The organism is Pseudomonas sp. H3(2019), assembly GCF_007713465.1.
Classification (GTDB): Bacteria; Pseudomonadota; Gammaproteobacteria; order Pseudomonadales; family Pseudomonadaceae; genus Aquipseudomonas.
The window spans coordinates 51,317-67,302 of sequence record NZ_VMSG01000025.1 but is presented as its reverse complement, the minus strand read 5'-3'; the positions used below and the strand labels follow the sequence as shown (position 1 = coordinate 67,302).

General features: G+C 58.0%; 14 protein-coding genes. 7 read left to right on the top strand and 7 right to left on the bottom strand.

The window, feature by feature from the left end; all coding sequences use genetic code 11:
- Positions 1–5: 5 nt before the first annotated feature.
- From crcB to FPT12_RS22215, 4 genes are all read right to left on the bottom strand, one after another.
- Positions 6–380: a fluoride efflux transporter CrcB gene (gene crcB, locus FPT12_RS22230; RefSeq protein WP_019689843.1), complete on the bottom strand. Its 375-nt coding sequence runs from the start codon at positions 378–380 to the stop codon at positions 6–8.
- Positions 377–1,702 (bottom strand): replication-associated recombination protein A, encoded by a 1,326-nt coding sequence (locus FPT12_RS22225; protein ID WP_020723510.1) that lies wholly within the window; start codon positions 1,700–1,702, stop codon positions 377–379. Before FPT12_RS22225 ends, crcB begins: the two co-directional genes overlap by 4 nt.
- 80 nt (positions 1,703–1,782) lie before the next feature.
- Positions 1,783–2,406, bottom strand: a complete 624-nt coding sequence (lolA, locus tag FPT12_RS22220; RefSeq protein ID WP_019689841.1) for an outer membrane lipoprotein chaperone LolA — start codon at positions 2,404–2,406, stop codon at positions 1,783–1,785.
- 58 nt (positions 2,407–2,464) lie between these two features.
- The gene (locus FPT12_RS22215; RefSeq protein WP_145020072.1) at positions 2,465–4,870 is read right to left on the bottom strand and encodes a DNA translocase FtsK; all 2,406 of its coding nucleotides are present in this window, start codon (positions 4,868–4,870) and stop codon (positions 2,465–2,467) included.
- 329 nt (positions 4,871–5,199) lie between these two features.
- On the opposite strand from FPT12_RS22215, the gene trxB reads away from it, so the two are divergent.
- The 4 genes from trxB (at position 5,200) to infA (ending at position 7,990) form a co-directional block, all read left to right on the top strand.
- Positions 5,200–6,150: a thioredoxin-disulfide reductase gene (gene trxB / locus FPT12_RS22210; protein WP_145020069.1), complete on the top strand. Its 951-nt coding sequence runs from the start codon at positions 5,200–5,202 to the stop codon at positions 6,148–6,150.
- A gap of 63 nt (positions 6,151–6,213) precedes the next feature.
- On the top strand, positions 6,214–6,894 hold the full coding sequence (aat, locus tag FPT12_RS22205) for a leucyl/phenylalanyl-tRNA--protein transferase (RefSeq protein ID WP_145020066.1): 681 nt from the start codon (positions 6,214–6,216) through the stop codon (positions 6,892–6,894).
- A gap of 58 nt (positions 6,895–6,952) precedes the next feature.
- Entirely contained in the window at positions 6,953–7,660 is a 708-nt protein-coding gene (locus FPT12_RS22200) for an arginyltransferase (protein WP_145020063.1), read from the top strand.
- Positions 7,661–7,771: 111 nt separating this feature from the next.
- Positions 7,772–7,990 (top strand): translation initiation factor IF-1, encoded by a 219-nt coding sequence (infA, locus tag FPT12_RS22195; protein ID WP_002553999.1) that lies wholly within the window; start codon positions 7,772–7,774, stop codon positions 7,988–7,990.
- 231 nt (positions 7,991–8,221) lie between these two features.
- Here the strand turns inward: infA and clpA are convergent, their stop codons facing one another.
- Positions 8,222–10,492, bottom strand: a complete 2,271-nt coding sequence (gene clpA, locus FPT12_RS22190; protein ID WP_145020060.1) for an ATP-dependent Clp protease ATP-binding subunit ClpA — start codon at positions 10,490–10,492, stop codon at positions 8,222–8,224.
- A 29-nt stretch (positions 10,493–10,521) separates the two neighbouring features.
- Positions 10,522–10,884 carry an ATP-dependent Clp protease adapter ClpS gene (gene clpS / locus FPT12_RS22185; RefSeq protein ID WP_015094394.1) on the bottom strand — a complete coding sequence of 121 codons (363 nt, stop codon included), beginning with the start codon at positions 10,882–10,884 and terminating at the stop codon, positions 10,522–10,524.
- Positions 10,885–11,107: 223 nt separating this feature from the next.
- Here clpS and cspD point away from each other — a divergent pair, with 223 nt between their 5' ends.
- A complete protein-coding gene (cspD, locus tag FPT12_RS22180) occupies positions 11,108–11,371 on the top strand; it encodes a cold shock domain-containing protein CspD (protein ID WP_145020057.1) in 264 nt (87 codons plus the stop codon).
- 80 nt (positions 11,372–11,451) lie between these two features.
- Here cspD and icd read toward each other — a convergent pair whose 3' ends face one another.
- Positions 11,452–12,708: an NADP-dependent isocitrate dehydrogenase gene (gene icd / locus FPT12_RS22175; RefSeq protein ID WP_054597846.1), complete on the bottom strand. Its 1,257-nt coding sequence runs from the start codon at positions 12,706–12,708 to the stop codon at positions 11,452–11,454.
- A gap of 504 nt (positions 12,709–13,212) precedes the next feature.
- Between icd and FPT12_RS22165 the strand changes: the two genes are divergently transcribed.
- Together FPT12_RS22165 and FPT12_RS22160 are read left to right on the top strand one after the other, a co-directional pair.
- A complete protein-coding gene (locus FPT12_RS22165) occupies positions 13,213–15,438 on the top strand; it encodes an NADP-dependent isocitrate dehydrogenase (protein ID WP_145020052.1) in 2,226 nt (741 codons plus the stop codon).
- Between the two features lie 72 nt (positions 15,439–15,510).
- Entirely contained in the window at positions 15,511–15,957 is a 447-nt protein-coding gene (locus tag FPT12_RS22160; RefSeq protein WP_145020049.1) for an NUDIX hydrolase, read from the top strand.
- Positions 15,958–15,986 lie beyond the last annotated feature (29 nt).

Here is a 15,986-nt window from a genome sequence, read left to right as displayed (position 1 = left end):
GTTTATCAAAGTTTGGTCAAGGATAGGCCAGCCCACGTCGCGAGCAGCCCGCCGAATACGCTGATCGCCGCATAGCCCAGGGCCAGCGGCACTTGCCCGCTTTCGAGCAAGCGCACCGTATCCAGTGAAAAGGATGAAAAAGTCGTCAGGCCGCCAAGGAAGCCCACCATCAACCCGGCACGCACCTCAATCGGCACTTCCGGGCGCAGCATAAACAGACCGTATAAAAAGCCGATCAACAGGCAGCCAATGATATTAACGGTCAGCGTCGCGGTATAGAAGTGCCGCGGCCAGTTCGCGTTGATCCAGTTGCCGGTGGCGAAACGCAGCAAGGTGCCGGCAATACCGCCGACGGAGACCGCAACGATCAAGGGAATCAAGGTTTTCTCCGCTGTTTGGGGCTCAGGCGGTCCAGCTGTGCAAGGTGATTGAGCTTCTCGCCGATCTTCAATTCGAGGCCACGCGGCACCGGTCGGTAGAACGACTGCGGCTCCAGTTCTTCCGGGAAATAGTCTTCGCCGGCCGCGTAAGCGTCCGGTTCGTCGTGGGCATAACGGTATTCGTCGCCGTAACCGAGCTGTTTCATCAGCTTGGTCGGGGCATTGCGCAAATGCAATGGGACTTCCAGCGAGCCGTGTTCGGCAGCGCTGCGCATGGCGGCTTTGAAGCCCATATACACCGCGTTACTTTTTGGCGCACAGGCCAGATAGGTAATCGCCTGCGCGACCGCCAACTCGCCCTCGGGGCTGCCGAGCCGTTCTTGCACATCCCACGCCGCCAGGCACAAGCTCAAGGCACGCGGGTCGGCATTGCCGATGTCTTCGCTGGCCATGCGCACCACACGACGGGCCAGGTACAACGGATCGCAGCCACCGTCGAGCATGCGCGCGAACCAGTACAGCGCGCCGTCCGGGTTGGACCCGCGGACCGATTTGTGCAGCGCGGAGATCTGGTCGTAAAACGCTTCGCCGCCCTTGTCGAAACGTCGCCGGGTGTCACCGAGCAGGCTTTGCAGCAGCTCGACGCCGATTTCCGTGCCGTCTTCGGCCAGGTCGGAGGCGTTTTCCAACAGATTTAGCAGACGCCGGCCGTCCCCGTCAGCGGCGCTGAGCAGCATTTTGAAGCCGTCATCGCCGAGGCTCAGCTGACGCTTGCCCAAGCCGCGCTCTTCGGTCAACGCTCGCTGCACCAGTTTGTGCAGCGCGGTTTCGTCGAGACTCTTGAGCACGTAGACACGCGCACGGGACAGCAGTGCGTTGTTCAGTTCAAACGACGGGTTTTCAGTGGTCGCGCCAATGAAAATCAGCGTGCCGTCTTCGACGTACGGCAGAAAGGCATCTTGTTGCGACTTGTTGAAGCGATGCACTTCGTCGACGAACAGAATGGTTCGACGGCCATATTGCCCGGCCTGCTGCTTGGCGACTTCCACCGCCTGGCGGATCTCCTTGACCCCGGCCAGCACCGCAGAAACCGTTTCGAAGTGCGCATCCGAGACTTCCGCGAGCAACCGCGCCAAGGTGGTTTTACCCACGCCGGGCGGGCCCCAGAAAATCATCGAGTGCAAGGCACCCTGCTCCAGCGCCTCGCGCAACGGCTTGCCGCGGGCCAACAGGTGTTCCTGACCGACATACTCGTCCAGGTTGGCCGCACGTAAACGGGCAGCCAATGGTTGAGCTATCGGAGCACTGCGAAACAAGTCCATCACTACTTATGAAACCTCTACTGGGTCCTCAAACGCCACAATCCTTGTGGGAGCAAGCCCGCTCCCACAGGTTCTGCGTCTTATTCCTGGATCACGTCGGCACCCTTGGGGATGTCGAACTTGAACTTGGAGGCCGGAATCGGCTCGTTGGCCTTGACCCCGGTGAACAGGATATTGGTGCGTTGGCCGACGCTGTCGATCATCTGCATGTCGTTGACCATGCCGTTGCGGAACGACAGGCGCAGGCTGTCGAACAGCGTGTCCTTGGTCTTGGGCTTGAGCGTGAAGTCGATCACGCCGCCGGCTTCCTTGGACGTGATGGCGAAGCTCTGGCTGATTTTCGACACATCACCGGACAGCAACAGCGCTGGAGTCTGGGTCAGGCGCTGATCGAGGTTCTTGATGGTGACCTGCTGCAGATCAGGGTCCCACAAGGACACTTTCTTGCCATCGGAAACCATCAGCTGCTCTTGCGGTGCATCGGTGTGCCAGTAGAACAGGCCCGGACGCTGCAAGGACATCTCGCCAGCGGTTTCCTGCAACTGAGTGCCGCTGCCATCGAGGGTCAGCTGAGAGAAACGTGCGGTCAGCGTCTGCGACTTTTCGAGCAACTGAGTCAGACGCGCCACGTCCTTGTCATCGGCGTGAGCCGAGAGTGTGGTTAAAGCCAGTACCGGCAGCAGCAACATGCGGATAAGACGCATGGGAGTCCTCTTTGATATTCGTTTGAATGGCGTGCCGCGTGATCTCACGCGGCACCGATCAGTCGCGTATTGGGCTTGGAGCCAAAACTTCGCGCGAGCCGTTGGTATTCATGGAGGTCACGACCCCGGCCATTTCCATGGCTTCGATCATGCGCGCAGCGCGGTTGTAGCCGATCTTCAGCTTGCGCTGAACCGCAGAGATCGAAGCGCGGCGGCTTTCCAGCACGAACTGTACCGCTTCGTCGTAAAGCGCATCGGTTTCAGCATCATCGTCGCCACCGCCACTGCCGCCTTCAAAGCCACTGCCCGCCTCTTCGACACCGTTGAGGATGTCGTCGTTGTACTCCGGTGCACCGCGCAGTTTCCAGGCTTCAACCACCCGGTGAACTTCATCGTCGGAAACGAACGCGCCGTGAACCCGAATCGGCAGGCTGGTGCCCGGCGGCATGTAGAGCATGTCACCGTGACCCAGCAACTGCTCGGCGCCACCCTGGTCGATGATGGTTCGCGAGTCGATCTTGCTCGATACCTGGAACGCCATACGGGTCGGAATATTGGCCTTGATCAGACCGGTGATCACGTCCACCGACGGACGCTGGGTCGCAAGGATCAAGTGAATACCGGCCGCACGGGCTTTCTGGGCGATCCGCGCGATCAGTTCTTCAACCTTCTTGCCGACGATCATCATCATGTCGGCAAATTCGTCGACCACCACCACGATGGTTGGCAGCTTGGTTAGCAGCGGTGCTTCGTCGTGAATGCTTTCGCGGTTGTACAATGGATCCGTCAGCGGTGTACCGGCTTCCTGCGCCTCCCTGACCTTCTGGTTGAAGCCGGAAAGGTTACGCACGCCCATCTTCGCCATCAGTTTGTAGCGACGCTCCATCTCGGCCACGCTCCAGCGCAACGCGTTGGCGGCGTCCTTCATGTCGGTGACCACCGGGCACAGCAGGTGCGGAATGCCTTCGTAGATCGACAATTCAAGCATTTTCGGGTCGATCATGATCAGCTTGGCGTCTTCCGGGCCCGACTTGAACAGAATCGACAGAATCATCGCGTTCACGCCCACCGACTTACCGGAACCGGTGGTACCGGCCACCAGCAGGTGAGGCATTTTGGCCAGGTCGGTGATGACCGGCTTGCCGCCGATGTCATGGCCCAGGGCCAGGGTGACCGGGGACTTGGCGTCATCGTATTCCGGCGTCGACAACACTTCGGAGAAGCGCACGATCTGCCGGTCTTCGTTGGGAATTTCGATGCCGACGGTGGTCTTGCCGGGAATCACTTCCACCACCCGCACACTGGTCACTGCCAGCGAACGCGCAAGGTCTTTGGCCAGGTTGGAGATACGGCTGACTTTTACCCCGGCCGCCGGTTGAATTTCGTAACGGGTAATCACCGGGCCTGGGTGAATCGAATCCACCGAGACTTCGACGCCGAATTCCTTGAGTTTGATTTCCAGCAGATGGCCAACCGCAGCCAGCGACTCAGGCGAATAGTTGAGCTGTTTCTTTTCTGCCGGGTCGAGAATCGAGATCGGCGGCAAGGTGCCTTCCACCGCGCTATCAACGAACAGCGGTGCCTGCTTCTCTTTTTCGACACGCTTGCTTGGAGGCGGAGCTTTCGGTGGCGCTGGCGCAATCACCGGCGGAACCTGCTTCTCGCGCTCGGACATGTGCTTGCTCAAAGCTTGCTCACGCTCGATCAAGCGCTCCTTGACCTTGGCTTGCTCGCGTTTGTCGGTCACGGTCGGTGCCACGACGTCGTGCACCCGATCGTCGACTTCACGCAATTGCGCAACCAGTTGCTTGCGTTCGGTGCGCGCAGCCCACCAGCGATTGGCAGCACCCTGGAACAGTTCGAACAGGTCGAGGGTGATCTTGCCGGTGACGTCCATCACCTTGAACCACGAGAGGTCAGTGAACACGGTCAGGCCGAACAGAAACAGCGCGATGAACATCAGGGTGCTGCCCTGGATATTCAGCGCGTTCTTCGCCAGATCGCCGAGGCTTTCACCCAATGCACCGCCGGCGCCGGCCGGCAAACCGGTCGGGGCGTGGAAATGGATATGCGCCAGGGCTGCGCCCGACAGCACCAGAAACACCAGGCCGATCAGGCGCCAGGAAAACAGCCAGCCGCTCCACTGCCACGGTTCGTGGCGCTGGCGGAAGATCTGGTAGGTCTTGACCGCCAGCAACAGCGGGAAGATATAAGCGAAGTAACCCAGCACCATGAACAGAATATCGGCGCTGTAAGAGCCGGCCGGCCCGCCGAAGTTCTGTACATCGTCGATTTTGCTGTTATGACTCCAGCCCGGATCGTCCTTGCCATAGGTCAGCAAGGCCATCATCAGGAACAGGCACAAGGCACCGATGGCGATCAGCGCACCTTCCTTGAGCCGGTAGTGCAGATGCTGACGCCAGAGTGGAACTACTGTTTTAGGTGCTGCGGTGGATTTCTTCAAAACGCGTCTTTTCCTGCGCCTGTAGCGCGTCCAACTGTTGATTGACTACAAAAAACTGCCCACTCCGGGCAGGTGACAAAGTTAACGGGCGCAACAGAGACTACTTTTAACACTCTGACATCGAAATCTGAAACCGTAGGAGATGCCGAAGACAGCGATCTTTTATAACGAAGATTTCGGAACATCCCGATACAGACCGGCATTGTACGGGTTTGCCCGCACGATGCCACGCCAGAGCAGCTAAGGTGTAGCATAGCCAAAAGTACGTTGCGCGCGCTTCAATTTGAGCATGCATTCTCTTTTGTGACAAAGGCTTATGAGGTGTTTTTATGAGCGAAGCTAAGCATTCACGCCTGATCATTCTGGGTTCCGGCCCTGCCGGTTACAGCGCCGCCGTTTATGCCGCTCGCGCCAACCTCAAGCCGACCGTTATCACCGGCCTGCAAGCCGGCGGTCAATTGACCACCACCATTGAAGTCGACAACTGGCCAGGCGATGTTGAAGGCCTGACCGGCCCGGTGCTGATGGAACGCATGCAAAAACACGCCGAGCGTTTCGACACCGAGATCGTCTACGACCACATTCACACCGCAGAGTTGCAGCAGCGGCCGTTCCGGCTCACCGGCGACAGTGGCACCTACACCTGCGATGCACTGATTATCGCGACCGGCGCCTCGGCGCAATACCTGGGGCTGCCCTCTGAGGACGCCTTCGCCGGCAAAGGCGTTTCCGCCTGCGCCACCTGCGATGGTTTTTTCTACCGCAATCAGGTGGTCGCGGTGGTTGGCGGCGGCAACACGGCCGTTGAAGAAGCCCTGTACCTGGCCAACATTGCCAAGGAAGTCCACCTGATCCATCGTCGCGACAAATTGCGCTCAGAGAAGATTCTTCAGGACAAACTGTTCGAGCGCGCCAAAAATGGCAACATCCGCCTGCACTGGAACCAGAACCTTGAAGAGGTATTGGGCGATGCCAGCGGCGTTACCGGTGCACGCCTGCGCGACAGCCTGACCGGCGAGATGAAAGACCTGGAGCTGACCGGCGTATTCATCGCTATCGGCCATAAACCCAATACCGACCTGTTCCAGGGTCAGCTGGAAATGCATAACGGCTACCTGCGAGTCCGCGGCGGCAGCGAAGGCAATGCCACCGCCACCGAGATCGAAGGGGTGTTTGCCGCCGGCGATGTAGCCGATCACGTCTACCGTCAGGCGGTAACTTCCGCGGGTGCCGGCTGCATGGCGGCACTGGACGCTGAAAAATACCTCGATGACAACTGATATACATTCATTGCAGTGGGCCCCAGCCCATCGCTGCCCTCCCCTTCTGCAAGCCTGGATACCATGCTGACCTGGTTACAACGCGACTCCCTGAAATTCCCGCCGCTGGAAAAAGCCATGCGCGACCCCAACGGCCTGCTTGCCGCCGGCGGAGACCTGAGCGCCGATCGGCTGATCCAGGCTTACCGCCACGGTTGTTTCCCGTGGTTTTCGGAGGGCCAGCCGATCCTCTGGTGGTCACCGGATCCACGCACCGTATTGTTTCCCGACGAACTGCATGTTTCTCGCAGCCTCGGCAAGCTGTTGCGCCAAAAACGCTACGACGTGACGTTCGACCAGGACTTCCCTGCCGTCATACGCGCCTGTGCAGCTCCGCGGGAGTATGCCGATGGCACCTGGATCACCGAAGCGATGCAAACCGCCTACATGGAGCTGCACGCTCGCGGATACGCCCACTCGGTCGAGGTTTGGGACCAAGGGGTGTTGGTGGGCGGACTCTACGGCCTGGCTATGGGCCGGCTGTTTTTCGGTGAATCGATGTTCAGCCGCGCCGACAACGCTTCCAAGTTCGGCTTCGCCACGCTAGTCAATTACCTGAAGGATGCCGGTTTCGTACTGATCGACTGCCAGATGCCAACCGGTCATCTGCACAGTCTGGGTGCCCGGGCGATCCCTCGTCGCGAGTTTGCTGGCTATCTTCAGCAACATCTTGATCAACCTAGCCGTGCCACATGGGTTTGCTGAGCGACTTTTGCAGCCGTGGCTTACACTTAATTGAACAGCTATTCCCGAGGGTTGATTCATGACCGAGTTGGCGCGCCTCAAGTTTTATGCCACTCAGCCCCACTCTTGCAGCTATCTGCCCGATGAACAGGCCACCACGCTGTTCCTCGACCCTAGCCAGCCCATGGATGTGCATGTCTATGCAGACCTGTCGGAAATGGGTTTTCGTCGCAGTGGCGATCACCTGTACCGGCCGCATTGCCAAAATTGCAATGCGTGTGTGCCTGCGCGCATTCCCGTTACGCAATTTTCGCCTAACCGTCAGCAGAAACGTATTTTCAAACGCAATGCCGACCTGCAGGTTCGCCCGGCCAAACCGGGTTTCAGCGAAGAATATTTCGACCTTTACCAGCGCTATATCGAACAACGCCACGCCGATGGCGACATGTACCCACCCAGTCGCGATCAGTTTTCAACCTTTCTGGTCCGCGACCTGCCGTTTTCGCGATTCTATGAGTTCCGCCTCGAAGGCCGTCTGCTGGCGATCGCCGTGACGGATCTGCTGCCCAACGGCTTGTCGGCGGTTTACACCTTCTATGAGCCCGAAGAAGATCGCCGCAGCCTGGGACGTTACGCGATTCTCTGGCAAATCAACGAAGCCCGGCGCCTGGGGCTGGACGCGGTCTACCTCGGATACTGGATCAAAAACTGCAAGAAAATGAACTACAAGACCCAATATCGCCCCATAGAGCTGCTGATTAATCAGCGCTGGGTGGTACTGAGCTAGGTTCAGCCCTAAAGCCCTTGGCTTAAACCCCACTTTTCGGGCACAATGCACGCCGCTTTTGCCTGGCGCAGTTGCACCGGGCCATTCATTGGATACCGAGGGCTTTACTGCATGTCGAAAGAAGACAGCTTCGAAATGGAAGGCACTGTCGTCGACACCCTGCCCAACACCATGTTTCGTGTGGAGTTGGAAAATGGGCACGTCGTAACCGCGCATATTTCCGGCAAGATGCGCAAGAACTACATTCGTATTCTTACCGGTGACAAAGTGCGCGTCGAGCTGACGCCCTATGACTTGAGCAAAGGGCGGATCACTTACCGCGCTCGTTAATCAAGTCAATACAAGACGCCCGGCTCTGCCGGGCGTTTTTGTTTGTGCGCGATGATCGTTCCCATGCTCCGCGCGGGAATGCCTCTACGGACGCTCCGCGTTCAGCTCTTGGGACGCGGAGCGTCCCTGGCTGCATTCCCACGCAGGAGCGTGGGAACGATAAATTAACGGTAGAACCGCCAGACAGCAAAAAGGCGCCTTTCGGCGCCTTTTGCTTTTGTTGCGAGGCTATCAGGCCATTTCCGCAGTGGTCTCGAACTCGAAGGTGAGTTCGCCATCCTTGATGTCGATGTGCACCACACCGCCATGCTCGGCCAGTTCGCCAAAGAGAATTTCCTCCGCCAGCGGACGCTTGATCTTGTCCTGGATCAAGCGCGCCATTGGTCGCGCGCCCATGGTCGCATCGTAACCACCGGCCGCCAGCCAACTGCGTGCAGCGTCGGTGACCTCGAGCAGTACACGCTTGTCTTCCAGTTGCGCCTGCAGTTCGGTAAGGAACTTGTCCACCACGCTTTTGATGACCTCATGACTGAGGCGACCAAACTGGATAATGGTGTCCAGACGGTTACGGAATTCCGGCGTGAAGCTCTTCTTGATCACTTCCATCGCATCGGACGAGTGATCCTGATGCGTGAAGCCAATAGAAGCCCGAGCTGCGGTTTCAGCACCGGCGTTGGTCGTCATGATGACGATCACGTTACGGAAATCCGCCTTGCGCCCGTTGTTATCGGTGAGCGTACCGTGGTCCATGACCTGCAACAGCAGGTTGAAGACTTCCGGATGCGCCTTCTCGATTTCATCGAGCAACAGCACGCAGTGAGGCTGCTTGGTGATCGCTTCGGTCAGCAGGCCGCCCTGATCGAACCCGACGTAGCCTGGAGGCGCACCGATCAAACGCGAAACTGTGTGGCGCTCCATGTACTCGGACATGTCGAAGCGAACCAGCTCGATCCCCAGCGCCTTGGCCAGTTGCCGGGCCGCTTCGGTTTTACCAACCCCGGTAGGACCGGCAAACAGGAACGAACCAACAGGCTTGTCAGGCGACTTCAGACCCGCACGGGACAGCTTGATTGCAGTCGACAAGGAATCGATCGCCGCATCCTGGCCAAACACCGTCAACTTCAGATCACGCTCAAGGTTACGCAGCAGCTCTTTATCGGAGCTGGTGACGTGTTTCGGCGGAATCCGCGCGATCTTCGCCACGATGTCCTCGACCTGAGGCACTTCGATGCGTTTCACACGTTTCTCGATTGGTTGCAGACGCTGATAGGCGCCCGCCTCGTCGATGACGTCGATGGCCTTGTCCGGCATATGCCGGTCATTGATGTAGCGCGATGCCAGTTCGGCAGCGGCGCGCAGGGCTTCATCACTGTATTCGATGTTGTGATGGAGTTCGAAACGTCCCTTGAGACCGCGCAGGATACCAATGGTGTCTTCGACCGAAGGCTCCGACACATCGACCTTCTGGAAACGCCGGGCCAAAGCACGGTCTTTTTCGAAGATCCCACGGAATTCCTGGAACGTGGTCGAGCCGATGCAACGGATGTCACCCGACGACAGCAGCGGCTTGAGCAGGTTCGAAGCATCCATGACACCACCAGAGGCGGCACCTGCACCAATAATGGTGTGGATCTCGTCAATGAACAGGATCGCCTGCGGACGTTTTTTCAGCTCATTGAGCAACGCCTTGAAGCGCTTCTCGAAATCGCCGCGGTACTTGGTCCCAGCGAGCAACGCGCCCAGATCGAGCGAATAAACCACGCTATTGGCCAACAGATCAGGCACCTGATTGTCGACAATGCGCTTGGCCAGACCTTCGGCAATTGCGGTCTTACCCACGCCCGCCTCGCCGACCAGCAACGGATTGTTTTTACGCCGACGCGCCAGAATCTGCGCGACACGCTCAACTTCCATTTCACGCCCTACCAATGGGTCGATACGACCCTGGCGCGCCAGTTCGTTGAGGTTACTGGCATATGCATCCAGAGGATTGCCTGAAGAAGAAGACTCACCGCCCTCGTCGTCCTGCATATCTTGCTCACTTTCAGAGTGCTCGCCATGCCCAGGCACTTTCGAAATGCCATGAGCGATGTAATTGACGACATCAATGCGTGCAACGCTCTGCTGTTTCAGCAGGAACACCGCCTGACTCTCTTGCTCACTGAAGATTGCAACCAGCACGTTGGCGCCAGTCACTTCGCGTTTGCCCGAGCTCTGCACATGAAAGACAGCACGTTGCAGTACACGCTGGAAGCCCAGGGTTGGCTGGGTTTCGCGATCCTCGTCATGAAGGGGGATCAAAGGCGTGGTGGAGTCGATGAACTCCTGCAGGTCATGCTTGAGTTTGTCGAGGTTTGCGCCGCAGGCACGCAAAACGGTGGCGGCTGCCTCATTATCCAATAGAGCCAACAGGAGGTGTTCGACGGTCATGAATTCATGACGTTTCGAACGCGCCTCCTTGAAGGCGAGATTGAGGGTGACTTCGAGCTCGCGGTTTAACATAGCTTCACCTCATACCCAAGTGGTCGGCGTTAACCGTCCTTCTCGATTTCACAGAGTAGCGGATGCTGGCTTTCCCTGGCGTACTGGTTGACCTGCATGGCCTTGGTCTCGGCGATGTCGCGGGTAAACACTCCACATACTGCCCGTCCTTCTGTGTGAACGGCCAGCATGACCTTGGTCGCCAGCTCGCGATTCAGGTTAAAAAACACCTCGAGCACTTCGACGACGAAATCCATCGGTGTGTAGTCATCATTGAACAAAACCACCTTGTACATCGGCGGCGCCTGTAACGCAGGCTTAGCCTCCTGTACAGCAATGCCTGCGGAATCGTCGTCGTGTAAATCAGGGCGATCCTGATTGAATGTTAGTCGAATCTGGCTGATAGCATGCATGGAAAGAAAGGTTCGTTAGTTGAGCTGAATACAGTGGTGGGGGCGGCCCCAGAGCTTTTCAACCCCGACTGCTTGGTCACCTTGACTATCGGCAAATCAGTGTTACAACCAATAGAGCCCACGGTGGGTAAAAAAGGTCCGCACGGTCAACCCCATTTCAGGGTTGATGCGGATTAACTGGATGATACTCCAGTGATGGAGTCTGTTGCAGAGGGATATGAGCATGGCTAGCGGTAAGGTCAAGTGGTTCAACAATGCCAAGGGATATGGCTTCATCAACGAGGACGGCAAGGACGAAGATCTCTTTGCCCACTACTCGACCATTAAAATGGACGGCTACAAGACCTTGAAAGCAGGCCAATCCGTGAGTTTCGAAATCATCCAGGGCCCCAAAGGCCTGCACGCGATCAACATCGACTCAGTTACAGTAAAGGCCAATGCGCCCGCGCCTGCAACGACTGTCCAGCACGAGCGCGTGCTGAGCTGACACCAACCGGCATTCAGGCATAAAAAGACCGGCCGACTCATCGTTTGAGCCGGCCGGTCTTTTATTCAGCGCAAATCAGCTTACATGTGCGAGATCAGCGCATCGCCGAATGCGGAAGAAGACAGCAGTTTGGCGCCCTCCATCAGACGTTCGAAGTCATAGGTCACGGTCTTGGCCGAGATTGCGCCGTTGGTGCCCTTGATGATCAGGTCGGCCGCTTCGGTCCAGCCCATGTGACGCAGCATCATTTCAGCAGACAGAATCAGCGAACCCGGGTTTACCTGGTCCTTGCCGGCGTACTTCGGTGCAGTGCCGTGGGTGGCTTCGAACATGGCCACGGTGTCGGACAGGTTGGCCCCTGGCGCGATACCGATACCACCCACCTCAGCCGCCAGGGCGTCGGACAGGTAGTCGCCATTCAGGTTCAGGGTCGCGATCACATCGTATTCAGCCGGGCGCAGCAGGATCTGCTGGAGCATGGCGTCGGCGATGGCATCCTTGACGATGACGTTCTTGCCGGTTTTCGGGTTCTTGAACTGCATCCACGGGCCGCCGTCGAGCAGGGTTGCGCCGAATTCTTCAGCAGCCACTTCGTAGGCCCACTCTTTGAAGGCACCTTCGGTGAACTTCATGATGTTGCCTTTGTGGACGATGGTCAGCGAATCGCGATCATTGTCGACAACGTATTGCAGGGCCTTACGTGCCAGACGCTTGGTGCCTTCCAGGGAAACCGGCTTGATGCCGATACCGCAATTTTGGTCGAAACGGATCTTGGTAACGCCCATTTCTTCTTTAAGGAACTTGATGACCTTGGTCGCCTCCGGCGAACCGGCCTTCCACTCGATACCGGCGTAGATGTCTTCCGAGTTCTCACGAAAGATCGTCATGTCGACGTCGCCTGGCTTCTTGACCGGGCTAGGCACGCCTTCGAACCAGCGCACAGGACGCAGGCACACATAAAGGTCGAGTTGCTGACGCAGAGCAACGTTGAGGGAACGGATGCCGCCACCGACCGGCGTGGTCAGCGGGCCCTTGATGGAAACCACATAATCCTTGACTGCGTCGAGAGTTTCCTGAGGCAGCCAGGTGTCCTGATCGTAAACCTGAGTCGCTTTTTCCCCGGCGTAGACTTCCATCCAGGAAATTTTGCGCTCGCCGCCGTAAGCCTTCTTAACAGCAGCATCGACAACCTTGATCATGACCGGGCTGATATCAACGCCAATACCATCACCTTCAATGAAAGGGATGATCGGGTTGTTAGGAACATTGAGAGAATGGTCTGCATTGACGGTGATTTTGTCGCCGACTGCTGGAACCTGAATCTTCTTGTATCCCATGCTGAACTCCATTGTTTGGATTGAACATCTGGCTTCGTCCGAGCGTACCCCAGTTAAATCGGCACGCAAACCCTATGTTCCATCGATCTGCCGCAAAGCCGCACAGTTCGCGACGTACAAGCCTGAAAGCAAAGGGAAAAGCGCCAAACTCAAGCACGGCGAACAACTCTACGCCGCACGCGCCCCTGCGACCTTTAGACCAATGGACGAGATTCGTTGCATATGAACCATCGGCAGATTGCCAGCTACCTATGTATAATGCCGCCGCTGACCACAGGGTCACGACGGCGGGCCTCCTGCTCCTGGATAAATAGCAACGAGATTTTCCGCCCGATAAGCCGGGCTGTTACCGCAGTCCACCCGCTTGACGCTCGACTGATGCACCCAACATCACCGCGAAGAAACCTCGACATTCGGCTCATGGATGACTTTGAACGAACGCGCTTACCCGGCGCCCCGCGAGTTTCTGCGCACGCTTTAGCAAAGAAGAGAGTTAATCCGAATATGCCCAACCGCTCGAAGATCATCTACACCTTCACCGACGAAGCCCCAGCCCTCGCCACCTATTCACTGTTGCCTATCGTAGAGGCTTTCACCGCCTCCGCTGATATCGCCGTGGAAACCCGCGATATCTCTCTTGCAGGGCGCATTCTGGCCAGCTTCCCCGAGCAATTGGGTGACAAAGCCGTAGCCGACCACCTCGCCGAACTGGGCGCGCTGGCCGTCACGCCTGAAGCCAACATCATCAAGCTGCCGAACATCAGTGCTTCGGTTCCGCAACTGCAGGCCGCGATCAAAGAACTGCAAGCCCAGGGCTATGCACTGCCGGACTACCCGGAAACCGTCACCAGCGACGCTGACAAGGACGCCAAGTCCCGTTACGACAAGATCAAGGGCAGCGCGGTAAACCCGGTTCTGCGTGAAGGCAACTCCGATCGTCGCGCACCGCTGTCGGTCAAGAACTACGCTCGCAAGCACCCGCACAAAATGGGCGCCTGGGCCAAAGACTCCAAGTCTCACGTCGCTCACATGAGCACCGGCGATTTCTACGGCAGCGAAAAAGCTGCCCTGATCGACGCCGCTGACGCCGTGAAAATCGAACTGATCGCTCAAGACGGCACCACCACCGTCCTGAAAGAAAAAACCACCGTGCAAGCCGGTGAGATCCTCGATTGCGCCGTGATGAGCAAAAACGCCCTGCGCAGCTTCATCGCCGCAGAAATCGAAGACGCCAAGCAAAAAGGCGTGCTGCTGTCGGTTCACCTGAAAGCCACCATGATGAAGGTCTCCGACCCGATCATGTTCGGCCAGATCGTTGCCGAGTTCTATAAAGACGCCCTGGCCAAGCACGCTGACGTGCTGGCACAGATCGGCTTCAACCTGAACAACGGCATCGGCGACCTGTACGCCCGCATCAAGGCCTTGCCTGCCGAGCAGCAAGCGGCGATCGAAGCGGACATCCAGGCGGTCTACGCCGCTCGTCCGTCGCTGGCGATGGTCAACTCCGACAAAGGCATTACCAACCTGCACGTGCCGAGCGATGTCATCGTCGACGCCTCGATGCCGGCCATGATCCGTGACTCCGGCAAGATGTGGGGCACCGACGGCCAGCTGCACGATACCAAGGCCGTGATCCCGGATCGCTGCTACGCCACCATCTACCAGGCGGCAATCGAAGACTGCAAGCTGCACGGCGCCTTCGACCCAACCACCATGGGCAGCGTGCCGAACGTTGGCCTGATGGCGAAAAAAGCCGAAGAGTACGGCTCCCACGACAAGACCTTCCAGATCAAGGCAAACGGCGTGGTTCGCGTTTCCGACAGCGCTGGTCGCACTCTGCTGGAGCAGTCGGTTGAAGCCGGCGATATCTTCCGCATGTGCCAGACCAAAGACGCGCCGATCCAGGACTGGGTCAAACTGGCCGTCAACCGCGCTCGCGCAAGCGCAACCCCGGCGATCTTCTGGCTGGACCCAATGCGCGCCCACGACGGCGTAGTGATCGAGAAAGTTCAGGCATACCTGAAGGACCACGACACTTCCGGTCTGGACATTCGCATCATGTCGCCAGTCGACGCGATGGCCTTCACCCTGGCCCGTACTCGCGAAGGCAAGGACACCATCTCGGTGACCGGCAACGTACTGCGCGACTACCTGACTGACCTGTTCCCGATCATGGAGCTGGGCACCAGCGCCAAGATGCTGTCGATCGTTCCGCTGATGAATGGTGGCGGCCTGTTCGAAACCGGCGCTGGCGGCTCGGCACCGAAGCACGTTCAGCAACTGCTGGAAGAAAACTTCCTGCGCTGGGATTCCCTGGGCGAGTTCCTGGCCCTGGCCGCCTCTCTTGAGCACCTGGGTGTTACTTACAACAACCCTAAAGCGCTGGTGCTGGCCAAGACCCTGGACCAGGCCACCGGCCAGTTCCTGGACAACAACAAGTCGCCATCGCGCAAAGTCGGCAACATCGACAACCGCGGCAGCCACTTCTACCTGGCGCTGTACTGGGCTCAGGCCCTGGCCGCCCAGACTGAAGACGCTGCGCTGCAAGCGCAGTTCAGCCAACTGGCGAAAACCCTGGCCGAGAACGAGGCAACCATCGTTGCCGAGCTCAACGCCGTTCAGGGCAAGCCAGTGGACATCGGCGGTTACTACCACGCCGACGCCGAGCTGATCAGCAAGGCCATGCGCCCAAGCAACACCTTCAACGCGGCGATTGCTGCGCTGGTTTAAGGTTGTAAGGATGCAAAGAAGCCCCGGCCCCGTGCCGGGGTTTCTGTTTTTGACACCAGAAGGAGCAATTTCATGACCTGGCTACCCCACATCACCGTCGCCACCATCGTCGAAGACAACGGCCGCTTCCTGATGGTCGAAGAACTCAAGGCCGGACGCGTGGTACTCAATCAACCGGCCGGGCATCTGGACCCAAACGAAACCCTGACCGAAGCCGCCATTCGTGAAACTCTCGAAGAAACCGGCTGGGACGTTGAAGCCACTGGTGTAGTAGGCATCTACCTTTACACCGCTCCAAGCAATGGCGTGACTTACCAGCGCGTGTGTTTTGCCGCCAAAGCGTTGAAACACCACCCCGATTATCAACTCGACGACGGCATCGTCGGCGCAAAATGGCTGACCCGCGACGAACTCCTTGCACAACGCGACCACTGGCGCAGCGAGCTGATTATTCGCTGTATCGACGATTACCTGAGCGGTAAACTCTTCAGTCTCGAACTGATCCGCCCTTCTCTTTAGCCTTGCAGGCTCGGGCCTGATAGAATCGC